The organism is Sphingorhabdus sp. M41, assembly GCF_001586275.1.
Classification (GTDB): Bacteria; Pseudomonadota; Alphaproteobacteria; order Sphingomonadales; family Sphingomonadaceae; genus Parasphingorhabdus.
Genome location: NZ_CP014545.1, coordinates 3,305,131 through 3,317,228, shown reverse-complemented (window position 1 = coordinate 3,317,228; position 12,098 = coordinate 3,305,131). Strand labels below are relative to the sequence as shown.

General features: G+C 57.8%; 11 protein-coding genes. 2 read left to right on the top strand and 9 right to left on the bottom strand.

Features of this window, described 5'->3' with window-relative positions:
- Positions 1-37: 37 nt before the first annotated feature.
- Positions 38-604 carry an NADPH-dependent FMN reductase gene (locus AZE99_RS15780; RefSeq protein WP_067203797.1) on the top strand — a complete coding sequence of 189 codons (567 nt, stop codon included), beginning with the start codon at positions 38-40 and terminating at the stop codon, positions 602-604.
- Between the two features lies 1 nt (position 605).
- Here the strand turns inward: AZE99_RS15780 and AZE99_RS15775 are convergent, their stop codons facing one another.
- The 6 genes from AZE99_RS15775 to AZE99_RS15750 form a co-directional block, all read right to left on the bottom strand.
- A complete protein-coding gene (locus AZE99_RS15775) occupies positions 606-1,607 on the bottom strand; it encodes an NAD-dependent epimerase/dehydratase family protein (RefSeq protein WP_067203796.1) in 1,002 nt (333 codons plus the stop codon).
- Between the two features lie 204 nt (positions 1,608-1,811).
- The gene (locus AZE99_RS15770) at positions 1,812-4,328 is read right to left on the bottom strand and encodes a TonB-dependent receptor (protein ID WP_082788420.1); all 2,517 of its coding nucleotides are present in this window, start codon (positions 4,326-4,328) and stop codon (positions 1,812-1,814) included.
- A 236-nt stretch (positions 4,329-4,564) separates the two neighbouring features.
- Complete coding sequence (udk, locus tag AZE99_RS15765; protein WP_067203084.1) at positions 4,565-5,185, bottom strand: uridine kinase; 621 nt, start codon at positions 5,183-5,185, stop codon at positions 4,565-4,567.
- Positions 5,182-6,126 (bottom strand): isopenicillin N synthase family dioxygenase, encoded by a 945-nt coding sequence (locus tag AZE99_RS15760; protein WP_067203083.1) that lies wholly within the window; start codon positions 6,124-6,126, stop codon positions 5,182-5,184. Before AZE99_RS15760 ends, udk begins: the two co-directional genes overlap by 4 nt.
- A gap of 44 nt (positions 6,127-6,170) precedes the next feature.
- Positions 6,171-7,406 carry a NupC/NupG family nucleoside CNT transporter gene (locus AZE99_RS15755; RefSeq protein WP_443027777.1) on the bottom strand — a complete coding sequence of 412 codons (1,236 nt, stop codon included), beginning with the start codon at positions 7,404-7,406 and terminating at the stop codon, positions 6,171-6,173.
- 37 nt (positions 7,407-7,443) lie between these two features.
- The gene (locus AZE99_RS15750; protein WP_067203082.1) at positions 7,444-8,013 is read right to left on the bottom strand and encodes a TIGR00730 family Rossman fold protein; all 570 of its coding nucleotides are present in this window, start codon (positions 8,011-8,013) and stop codon (positions 7,444-7,446) included.
- 126 nt (positions 8,014-8,139) lie between these two features.
- Here AZE99_RS15750 and AZE99_RS15745 point away from each other — a divergent pair, with 126 nt between their 5' ends.
- Positions 8,140-8,781 carry a queuosine precursor transporter gene (locus AZE99_RS15745; protein WP_067203080.1) on the top strand — a complete coding sequence of 214 codons (642 nt, stop codon included), beginning with the start codon at positions 8,140-8,142 and terminating at the stop codon, positions 8,779-8,781.
- Between the two features lie 18 nt (positions 8,782-8,799).
- Here AZE99_RS15745 and AZE99_RS15740 read toward each other — a convergent pair whose 3' ends face one another.
- Genes AZE99_RS15740 through AZE99_RS15730 form a run of 3 tightly spaced genes read right to left on the bottom strand, consistent with a single transcriptional unit; the run spans position 8,800 to position 12,096 of the window.
- A complete protein-coding gene (locus AZE99_RS15740) occupies positions 8,800-9,402 on the bottom strand; it encodes a nucleotidyltransferase family protein (protein ID WP_156472303.1) in 603 nt (200 codons plus the stop codon).
- Entirely contained in the window at positions 9,399-9,875 is a 477-nt protein-coding gene (locus tag AZE99_RS15735) for a c-type cytochrome (RefSeq protein WP_082788419.1), read from the bottom strand. The genes AZE99_RS15740 and AZE99_RS15735 overlap by 4 nt, the downstream gene beginning before the upstream one ends.
- Before the next feature lie 13 nt (positions 9,876-9,888).
- The gene (locus AZE99_RS15730) at positions 9,889-12,096 is read right to left on the bottom strand and encodes a xanthine dehydrogenase family protein molybdopterin-binding subunit (RefSeq protein WP_067203077.1); all 2,208 of its coding nucleotides are present in this window, start codon (positions 12,094-12,096) and stop codon (positions 9,889-9,891) included.
- Positions 12,097-12,098: the final 2 nt, after the last annotated feature.

Below are 12,098 nucleotides of genomic sequence, written 5' to 3'. Positions count from 1 at the left end.
GTTGCATTTGCCCACCAACCATCGTTATGGCGTCCCGGTGAAACAGACAAAAAAACCTTTCATCCTCGGCATTGGTGGAACAACCAGTCCCGTATCCTCAACCGAAATGGCGCTGGCGATTGCTTTGGAAGCCGCCGAGGCTGCTGGCGCAGAAACCGAATTGTTCGGATCTGACCGCCTGATGGCGCTGCCCCATTATCGGTCGGACCCGGCCGGTCTCAACCAGACCGGCAAGGACTTGGTCGCTCTTGTCCGCCGCGCCGATGGCTTTCTGATATCGAGTCCCGGCTATCACGGTACCGTGTCCGGTCTGGTCAAAAATGCGATCGATTATATCGAGGAAACCTCGACCGATGATCGTGTCTATCTTGACGGACTGCCAATCGGCCTGATCGTCACCGCTTATGGGTGGCAGGCAGTCGGCAGCACGCTCGCGGCGCTGCGTTCGATCGTTCACGCCCTGCGCGGCTGGCCGACACCGCTGGGAGTCGGGATCAACGCATCGGGCGGCATGTTCAGCGAAGGCGTTTGCACCGATCCATCGGTCAACGAGCAGCTGAAAATGGTCGCCAAGCAAGTGATGCTGCGCGCAGAATCGCGCTAGATCATTCGGGCGGCAAATTGCCGTAAAAATCCCGGTACCATTGGACGAAGCGCTTGAGCCCGTCTTCCAGCATCACTTTGGGCACATAGCCGGTGAGCCCGTGCAGCTTTGATACATCGGCATAGGTGGATGTCACGTCACCGGGCTGCATCGGCCGCATGATTTTTTCCGCCTCGATGCCCAGAGCATCCTCCAGCGCCTTGATCATGTCCATCAGGCCAACCGGGCGGCTGTCGCCAATGTTGAGGATGCGGTGTTCATGGGGGCCCGGTGGATGATCGAGCGCGCCCAATATGCCGTCGACAATATCATCGATATAGGTGAAGTCGCGTGCCATTCTGCCCTGGCCGTAAACCTCGATCGCCTCACCAGCCAAGATCTTCCGGGTGAAACCGAAATAGGCCATGTCCGGACGACCCCAGGGGCCGTAAACGGTGAAGAAACGCAGGCCGGTCATCGGAAAGCCGTAAAGTTTCGCATAAGACTGGCTCATCAATTCGCCAGCGCGCTTGGTTGCGGCATAGAGCGATACCGGATCGGTGGCGGGCTCCTCTTCGGTAAAGCCTTCTCCGCCCATCGGCTTGTCGCCATAGACCGAGCTCGAGGACGCATAGACAAGATGCTGGAAATTGTCGGCATGGCGGCTGGCTTCGAGCAGCGACAGATGGCCCTGCAGATTTGATTTCTGATAGGCGAATGGATTTTCGATACTGTAGCGCACGCCGGCCTGCGCCGCGAGATGGATGATCCGCTGTACGCCGCTGGTCTGGACCAAAGTCTTTACGGCATCAGCATCCGATATATCAATTTCTTCAAAGCGAAAGCCATGAAGCGCCTTGAGATTCGCAAGGCGAGCGGCCTTCAACGCGGGATCATAATAATCATTGAGATTATCGATCCCAATTACCGATTCACCACGCTCCACCAGACGGGTGGAGACAGCGTGGCCGATGAAACCGGCGGCGCCGGTTACGAGAATGGGGGAAGTTTCAGTGTCGGGCATGTTGGCTTCCATGAATATCAATCGACTTGCCTCTAGCACGAACCGATAAACAATTCCCAAGGGAAAGCCATCGCGGCGGGAGGGGCAATTTCGGTCTGAACCGAGAGCATAAAAAAACGGCGGCACTTTTCAGCACCGCCGTTTTTTTAATATTCATCCGCCCGGAGCGATTTCCTCTCGCGCCGAGCGATACACCCCTTTGGCTTAGTAGCCAAAGATGAGCGAGATGCTCGCTGCGCGTGGGGCACCAATCTGGACAAATGGCGAGTTGCCGTCCAGGTCGCCGCCGAAACCGCCGACGTAGAGTTCGTCGAACAGGTTGGTTACGTTCAGCTGCAGGGCAACATCATCACCAAACTGGTTCTGTGTGATCGTCCAGCGAAGGTCGAGGTCGACCAGCGTGTAACCATCCACTGAAGTTTCGTTGGTATCATTCACCCAGCGTTTGCCGGTGTGCTTGACTTGAGCACCAAGTTCAAAGTCACCAAAGCGTTGCTGAACACGAGCACCAACGGTCCAGAGCGGGGAGCCGCTTTCATTTTTGCCAGCAGTGAGGGCAAAGATAGGATCGCCAACCACGGTACACTGGGGTACGTTGTTTGTTACATCGTTAGCGGAACAGTTGCCGGTCTGAACATTATCCTTGATTTCCGACTCGTTGATCGAACCGAAGATATAGAACATCGTTGCAGGTGTCGGGGTCCATGCAATCGAACCATCGAGACCATATTTGTCGACGCGGCCAAGGTTCCGGAAGATCGTTTCTTCGAGAAGCGGGTTGTAGGCCGAAGCGAGCCGGTTGTTATAGCGTGTGAACCAGCCAGCAAACTGTGCCTGAATGTCACCGGTCCGATAACGAAGCCCCAGATCGAGGCTGTCGGTTGTTTCGGGTACCGGCTGAACGCCCGGAGCATTCTCTGGGAAATATAGAGAATCGTAGAGTGGATCAGTGGCCGGTACAGAAAGGCCCTTGGCATAGTTTGCGAAGACGGAAGCGCTGCCGAAACCATAAGTCAGACCAATATTTGGCAGAATCTTGTCATATTTATAGGTCCGCGATGTAGGCAGGGCTGAACCGCTCGCATCGTTGGTTACCGGATCGTAGACATAGGGGTTTGCTGCTTCGTAGGCAGCACTGGTGCCACCGACACAGTCAAGGAAACCGCTAGCCGAAGTCGTGTAGCAGTTCTGATTCAGTTCGCGCGAAAAGAAAGGTGCCCGCAAACCGATGACTGCAGCAAGATCACCGAAATTGCCGCGATACTCGCCCGAAATCTGGTGCAATGTCGCGTAAGATTGACGGTCGCGCTTGTTAAGCTCGAAACCGTCTGCGGTTATCAATCCATTGTTGACCGGGAAGACGTCTGCAATCTCACCATTGAGAAGGGCAACCGAGGTCTGCCCCGTTTGACGATGGTTGGCATCATCATAGGTGTAGGCGAGACGGAAACGGTGGTCCGGGTTGAGTTCGTAGGAGAGGTTAGAAATGACACCGAAACGCCGTGTGCGTGTCTGGCTCGGATCGTGGCCCGTTACTTCATCAAGCGTATCGCCGTCACCATTGAGATCGCGGCCGAAATAATAGCGTCCGCGAATGAAGCCGGTCATCGGAACACCGCCTACGTTGCGGGTCTGCTCAAGCAACTCTTCGTCACCGCCGCCATTTGCCTTCACATATTGGTAGCTCGGATCGACCGAGAGAATCAGGCCGTCGGCCAAAGTGAATCGCGAGGCGCCACGGATGTTGCCGGTGTTGGAAGGATTGTAACGACGATCAAATTCCGCACCGCAGTTATTGTCGCTTTGCGCGGTACCGGCTTCCGGCAGTTCAACCGTGCAAGGATAGTTGATGTCATAGAAGCGGTCTGCCCGTGTTTGCGGGAAACTGGCCAGCGAGAAGGAACCGAAGAAGTTGTTGCGGTTTTCGTTATAGTGGCCGGCGACGGCAATGAAGTCTCCATCACTGCCGATATCCTGCCAGATACGACCGTTATATTGCTGCTTCTCGACAATGCCATAGTTGTTGAATGGATTGTTGTAGCGAGTGTAGCTGGCCGAAACAAAAGCCTTGGTGCCGAAACCGGTAATGTCGCCAGTGTCGATCATGCCAAAACCGCGCATGTAAAGCCGGCTGCGGTTATCATTGTCGCCTTTGGCAAAGGTGCTTCCGGTCGAAAGCGTGCCGGTGAGCTTGAAATCGTCGCTGGGCTCACGGGTACGAAGGTTGATCGTGCCGCCAACAGCAGAAGCCGTCGGGCTATCAACGTCGGTAACGCCAAGGTTCACGTTAACCTGTTCGATGATTTCAGAGTCAACCTGCTGGTTGGTATAGAGCGCATAGTTGCCCGAATCGTTCAGTGGCAGGCCATCAAGCGTCTGCGAGATACGGTCATCACTGAAACCGCGGATCGTGAACGAGCCGCCGGACGATCCCCATGGATCGTTGTTCTGGAAGCTTACGCCTGGAACGAGGTTGATGATATCATTGACTGTCTGGCCAGGACGCTGGCGACGAATGATTTCTTCGTCGAGAACTTGCTTCGCCTTTGGCGTGTTGGGGATTTCAACTCCGCCGACATCACTAGTGCGGGAACCCATGACAACGATCACGTCTTCCTCGAAATTGACAGTACCGGTCGACTGTGCCGCCGCCGGCGTGGCCATGAGGCCTGCTGTAGACAGGCTGACAACACTGGCAGCCAAAAGATATTTGATTTTCATGATATGAATTCCCCGTTCATGAACCGCATTAAAAGAAAGGTTGTAAGGTAATCGCCGGCAAAATTATTCCACCGCCAGACCAAAGCACGAGCAGCCCTAGGGGCCAATAATGACAGTTTTGTCTCAATTGAAACGTGAAATGCCGCAATGCAGCATTTTACATCTGCAACCGTCCCATTTGGCTGGCTTGTTTTGCTGTCAGGGTGTCGAAGTTCAGTCAGGTTCGCTTGAGTAGTTCACTGATTTTGCAGTGATATTTTCGACAGGATCATGCGAAGTGGGGTTTCATAGTGGCTTTGTGACTGTTGCGAATTTACCACGATATCGGCGTGGGATTTTGATGGCTCGACGTGCAAATCGTGCATCGGTCCGACCTGATTGGCAAATTGTTCGTGCACCGATTGTGCTGTCCGTCCGCGTTCGCGGACGTCGCGTTCGAGTCGTCGGGCAAAGCGGGTGTCGGAATCGCATTCGACGAAAATGCTGAGATCGAGCAGGTCGCGCAGTGGCTGGTGCTGCAGGATCAATATGCCATCGACCAGAATGACCGGGCGCGGTTCGGTGCGGAGGGTCTCCGTCTTCGGCATATGGGTCGGGAAGTCGTAAAGGGGGCGGTCGATTGCCTGCCCGCTTTTCAGCTGCGCAAGCTGTTCGCTAAGCTTGTCGAAATCCACCGCATGGGGATGGTCAAAATTGGGCCCGCCCTTGCCGAGCGGTGCATCACCAAGACCGAAGAAATAGTCATCCTGGGGCAGGATGACGCATTGCTGAGGGCCGAGGGCGTCGAACAACAGCTGGGTCAGGGTCGATTTCCCGGAGCAACTGCCGCCGCTTATGCCAACGACCTTTGCGGTCATGCCAGCCCGATTTCGCGCAGGCGCTGCATCAGATAGTCATGGGCAGTGATCGGTTCCGGGTAGAGATTCGGGTGAGTGTCATCGACGCAGCTCGGCAGCGTCTCGATCGAATAGTCGGGCCGGAAGTGAAGGAAGAAGGGCATTGAGTAACGCGAGAAACCACGCCGCTCCGGTGCCGGGTTGACCACGCGGTGGGTGGTCGAGGGCAGGCGGTTGTTGGTCAGCCGCTGCAGCATGTCGCCGATATTCACTGCAAGTTCTCCGGCCTTCGGTGTTACCGGTCGCCACTTTCCATTCCTGTCGAGCAGTTCCAGTCCCGCCTCTTCAGCGCCGATCAGCAGGGTGATGGTGTTGATATCCTCATGCGCTCCGGCGCGGACCGCTGGCGAATCTTCCGGCACCGGCGGATAGTGGATCAGCCGCATCACCGAATTGCCGTCGCGCACCGTGTCGACGAAGAAATCCGGTGCCAGTCCCAGGAAACGCGCGATCGCCTCGAGAATCCGTGCGCCGGCCTTGTCGAATGCGGCGAACATTTCGAGATAGGTTTCGCGGAAACCGTCGAGTTCGTTCGGCCAGACATTGGGTGGCATAAAGGATTCGAACGGGTGACCGGCGGGCAGATCGCGACCGATATGCCAGAATTCCTTGAGATCGCTGATATTGCTATCCTTGGCGCTTTCGGTACCAAACGGCGTGTAACCGCGGGCGCCGCCGCCGCCAGCGATGTGATAGGATCGCTTGACCTCTTCCGGCAAAGCAAAAAAGGCGCGCGACATGGTTTCGGCGCGCTCGATCAGTTCGTCCGGGATGCCATGGTCGGCGACAACGGCAAAGCCCCAATCGGCGAAGCTGCGGCCGATCCGTTCGGCGAAGGCATCGCTGTCCTGGTCCGCCATGGCGAGCGAAACGGCAGCCAATGTGTCTTGGTTCTGGGTCATGGTCTTAAAATGCGCTCTCGTATATTTTTGTCAATCGGGATGAATCAGCCGAGCGACAGCAAGATGCCGGCAAGCGCCGCGCTCATCAGATTGGCCAGCGATCCTGCGGCCAGGGCGCGGACGCCGAGCCGGGCGATGACCGGGCGTTGATTGGGTGCGAGGCCGCCGGTGACCGCCAGCTGGATGGCGATGCTGCTGAAATTGGCAAAGCCGCACAGGGCAAAAATGACGATGGCATTGGTCAGCGGCGAAATGCCGTCCTGCATCTTGCCCAGCTCGATGAAGGCGACAAATTCGTTGAGCACGACCTTGGTGCCGAACAGGCCGCCTGCATTCAGCGCTTCTTCCCACGGCACTCCGAGCAGAAACATGATCGGGGCAAAAATATAGCCGATCACTTGCTGGAAGCTGAGCTCGGGCATGCCGAACCAGCCGCCGATTCCGCCGAGCAGACCATTGGCCAGCGCCACCAGCGCGACAAAGGCCAGCACCATTGCGCCGACCGCGACGGCCAGCTTGACGCCGGTCTGCGCGCCCATGCCGGCGGCCATGATGATATTGGCGGGTTTCTCGTCCTCATATTCCACCGAAACGATCAGCTCTTCCGGAGCCGGGTCTTCGGGATTGTCCGGCATGATGATCTTGGCCATCAGGATTCCGCCGGGTGCCGACATGAAGGCGGCGGCGAGCAGATAGTCGATGCGGATGCCCATTGCGGCATAGGCGGCCAGAATCGTGCCGGCGACACCGGCCATGCCGACGCTCATCACGGTGAACAGCTGCGACTGGGTCAGTCTGGCAAGATAGGGGCGGATGACCAAAGGCGATTCGGACTGACCGACGAAGATATTGGCTGCGGCACAAAGCGATTCGACTTTGGAAATGCCGGTGATTTTCTGGATGCCGCCGCCGACCCATTTGATGATGAACTGCATCACGCCGAGATAATAGAGAATCGAAATCAGCGCCGAGAAGAAAATGATCACCGGCAGCGCGGCAATCGCAAAACTGTTGCCGCCAATCGACGGATCGGCGAGCGGGCCGAAGATGAAATTGGTGCCGGCCGAGGCATAGCCGAGCAGGTTGGACACGCCGAAAGCCATTGCCTCGATGATCCGTTTTCCGGCAGGAATATAAAGCACGATGACAGCAATTCCGGCCTGCAGCGCGAAAGCGGCTCCAACCACGCGGAACCGGATATTTTTCCGCCCGGTCGACAGGGCGAGGGCAATCAGCAGAATCAACGCCATGCCGGCCATGCTTGTCAGGATCGGTATCATCGGACTCTTCCAGTCAATATTTCGGGGCGGATAGGGCTCACCAGGTAAAACTGCCTGTCTCGGTGTTGCAGGCAGCGGCGAGGCGGTCGAGGCAGTCGTCGATATTGTCGGAGACAATCAGATGCTTGCGCCGTTCTGCGGACACGAAACCCTGTTCCGACATTGTGTCGAGAAACGCGATCAGCGAATCCCAATAGCCGGCGATATTCAAAATGGCGAAGGGCTTGTTATGATAGCCGAGCGCGTTCCAGCTCCAGGCCTCGAACAGTTCGTCCATCGTGCCGACGCCACCGGGCAAGGCGACAAAGGCATCGGTCAGGTCGGTCATCTTGGCCTTGCGCTCGTGCATGTTCGGCACGATGTGCAGCTCGGTAACGCCGGTATGCGCCACTTCCAGATCTTTCAGCATTTCAGGGATAACGCCATGGACCCGGCCGCCTTCGGCGAGCACCGTGTCGGCGATAATCCCCATCAGGCCGAGCCGTCCGCCGCCATAGACCAGGTCCACGTCGCGCGCGGCCATGGCCTTGCCGAGCGATATCGTCGCTGCGGCATAAGCCGGGTCCTGCCCGGAATTGGCGCCACAATAAACTGCCAGTCTCTGCAAATTATCCCCCGATCGTGCGACACAAGGGGCCGCGATCTGCTGATGTACGTTTCTTTTTCCCTATAGAAAAAATAACCCCTGTGACTATTTCTTTTTTTTCGTCGCCGACCACGCTAGGGCATCGCGATGACCGATACATCAAAAACCACTCTCATCCCGCGATCTCTATTCGTGTTTGCCGTGCTCTACGGAGGAATGACCTGCATCGCCGGAATATTGGGCGCGAAGCAGGTTGCGATCGGGCCCTTGGCGGTGGAATCGGGGATTTTCCCGTTCCTGCTGCTGGTGGTATTGTCCAGCTCGGTCGCCGAACTGCACGGCCGGGATGTTGCCAACAGACTGGTCCGGCTGGGTTTCGTCCCTCTGATCACCGCCATCATCCTGATCCAGATAGTCTTGGCGCTGCCGACCGATCCGGGGATGTATGAACCGGCGAAAGAAGCCTTTCCGATCATATTGTCCCAGGGTGCCCGGCTGATGTTCGCGGGGATCATCGCTTATGGCGTCTCGCAATTTCTCAACGTCTATATCTTCTCCCGCCTCGCCAATATGAAGGGCGCGATGCTGGCCTTGCGCGCCGCCATTGCCAGCGCCTTGTCGCAAGTTGTTGATACGCTGATCTTCATCACCATCGCTTTTTACGGCGAGCGTCCGATCGGGCAATTGCTGCTTGGTCAGGGCTCGGCCAAGGTGGTTCTGTCCTTCCTGCTGGTACCATTCCTGATCGTGTTTTTCGTGAAACTGGGGCGCAGGCTGGACCGCGACTGACTGCTTTTCAGCACTTAGCTAATTGATTTGCCGGAAGTTTCGGTTGGCTTCCGCCAGATCTTCCGGCGTGTCTATATCCATCAGAAGTTGATCACCGCCTGTGGTGAGAAGAGCATCACCCAGTAGCTTTCTAGCGCCGGAATCGCCTGTCAGCCCGATCAGCCTTTCCAGCGAGCCGGACGGGAATATTGCAGGCGGCATCGTCTGGCCGTTGCGGCCGGAGGCGACGGTGCGGGTGCTGCCCGCTTGCGCGAAACCCTCAATCAGTTTCCCGATATGATCAGGGGTCACAAAAGGCATGTCGGCCAGCATGATGCACAGCGCCTTGGCTCCGGCTTCGATGGCATGGGTTGCAGCGAGCCGCACGGATGTTGCCTGGCCTTTCGCGGCGTCTTCATTGGCGATCACCTGAAAACCCAAAGCGGTCCACTGCGCAGAGCAGGGATGGTCCGGCGAACTGATCACGAGTTTTTGCGAGAAGGGCATTTCCGCAGCGGTTTCCGCTGCATGCAGACCGAGCATCCTGCCGCCGAGCAATGCGCACAGCTTGTCCTGTTCACCAAATCTGCGGGATTGCCCGGCGGCCAGCAGCGCCAGCATGATGCCGGAACGCTCGTTCAATTGCCGCTGGCGCTTTCGATATAGGCGATGACGGCCTGTCGTTTGGCCGGATCAGCAATCGCCCCTGCAACCATCGTGGTACCGGGAATTTTTGCGGCTGGATTGGCGATGAAGCTATCGAGTTCCGCAGTGGTCCAGGTAACGCCTGACGCCTTCAAGGCATCCGAATAGGCAAATCCGGCGACTTCTCCGGCTGCCTTGCCGACGATATCGAAGAGATTGGGGCCGACGCCACTGGCTGCGCCCTGTTCCAGACTGTGGCAGGCGGAGCAATTGGCAAAGGCGGCTTTGCCTTCCGCGAGCAGCGCGCTGGCCGGAGCGTCGGCATTGGCATCTGCGGTGGCGACAGTGACGGCCGGTGCCGCTCCGGGTTCGCGAACGATAATCTGCTCCACCGGTCCTGGTGCCGGATCAGCGCCACAGGCAGCGAGCAGAAAAACGGAAAGGCAGGCAAGGGTTCGCGCTTTGGTCATGTCTCGACTCCGATCAGGCAAAGCTGTGTTTGGACAAAGGCAGTTCGCGAATCCGCGTACCGGTGGCCGCGAAAATCGCGTTGGTGACGGCAGGCGCAATGGGTGGCAGGCCCGGTTCGCCGCCGCCGCCGAGATGCTTGTGATCGCCATTGATCAGCGCCACTTCCACCTCCGGCATCTCGTTGATCCGGAGCATGGGATAGTCGTGGAAATTGCTTTGCTGGACCGTGCCATCCTTGAGCGTGATCTCGCCATAGAGGGCTGCGGTCAGGCCATAGACAATGCCGCTTTCCATCTGCGCGGCAAAGCCGTCGGGATTGACGACAAAGCCGGGATCGGCGGCAACATAGACTTTTGTCACCTTCGGCTTGGGCCCGCTCATGTCGACTTCGGCAACCTGAGCCACAATTGACCCGAAGGACGGGACAAAGGCGATTCCCCGACCATGTTTTTCCGGCAAGGCGCTGCCCCAGCCGGACATTTTCGCGGCGGTGTCGAGCACTTTCAAATGGCGCGGTGATCCCGCCAGCAGTTCGCGGCGGAAGGCATAGCCATCCTTGCCTGCGGCATGGGCCATTTCATCGACAAAGGATTCGATGAAGAAGCCATGCTGGCTGTGGTCAACCGAACGCCAGGGACCGAAGCGCAGATGCATCGGTACGTCGACCTTGCGGATCTTGTGACTGGCAATATTGTAATAAGGCACGGTTGGCGCATCTTTCGGATCGAACAGATGGGTATGGATATTGTCCCAGCTGACCAGCCTGCCATCCTTGTCGAGCCCGCCGCGGAAGCGACTGGTCGCCGACGGGCGGTAGTGATCCTGTGCCGTGTCCTCTTCCCGCGACCAGATCATCTTGACCGGATAGCCGGTTGCACTGGCGATTCGCGTCGCCATGATGACAGCGTCATTTTCCGACCGGCGTCCGAAGCCGCCACCAAGATAGCCGTTGTGATAGGTCACATCCTCAAATGCCAGACCAGCGGCATCGGCAGCTGCCTGGCGTGCATGGATCGGAGCCTGATGACCCGACCAGACATCACATTTGCCATCGCGTACCCAGGCGGTGCAGTTCATCGGCTCCATCGTCGCATGGGCGAGGAAAGGCACTTTATATTCGGCTTCGACCCTGGTCGTCGCACCGGCGAAGCTTTTGGCGACATCGCCCGCTTCAGTTTGCATATCGCCCCCGTCTTCCCCGGCTTCGTCCAGATGGCTGGCATAGCGGGCGAAAATCGCGTCCTGGTCAAGGCCATCGCCTTCGGTTTTGCTATATTGGGCGGTGATAGTGTTCAGCGCCTGTTGCGCTTGCCAATAGCCATCGGCAACCACGGCGACAAAATCGCCCATGTTGAGGATCTGCAGAACGCCCGCCATGGTCTTCGCGGTGCTCGCATCCATCGATTCAACCGTTGCGCCAATGACCGGAGGGGCCTTGACCGCCGCATATTTCATCCCCGGCACATCGGCATCAATGCCGAAAACGGCACTGCCATCGACCTTGGCCGGAATATCGTGGCGCTGCTTCGGCTGGCCCATGACCCTGTAATTGTCCGGCGATTTGAGCGTCGGTCTGGCGGGCAGGCTTTGCTCGGCTGCGGCGCGGGCAAATTTCGCAAATGGTTCGGCCTTGCCGCTCTTTGCATGGACGAGCATGCTGTCCGCCGTACTGATTTCACTGGCAGGAACCTGCCATTCGCTCGCCGCTGCCGCGACCAGCATTTCGCGGGCTGTGGCACCGGCGGTGCGCATCGCCCGCTGCCCGGTGGCACGGACGGAATAGCTGCCGCCGGTAAATTGCAGACCCATTGCCTGCGCCAGCTCCAATATGCCGCCTGCGACCGTCGGTTCAAATATCGCCGGGACTTCGAGATCGGGGACCAGAAAATCGCGGGCGATCGAATCGGATACATATTGCATGTCTGCTGGTGCTTCGAGGATTTGCACCTTGTTCCAGTCAGCATCCATTTCGTCCGCCAGCATCTGTGCCAGCGCCGTATGGACGCCCTGCCCCATTTCGACATGGGGGATGACGGCGGTAACGATATTGTCGGCATCGACCTTGACCCAGGCATTGAGCAATTGCTGATCCTCGCCATCGGTGAGCAGCGGGCCCAGCCGGTCGATCGGATTGCCCTGGCGCACGGCGACGCCGACAACCAGAGCACCACCGGCTGCCACGCCGGCTCCGATGAAGGCGCGTCTTGACCATTTGCCCATGA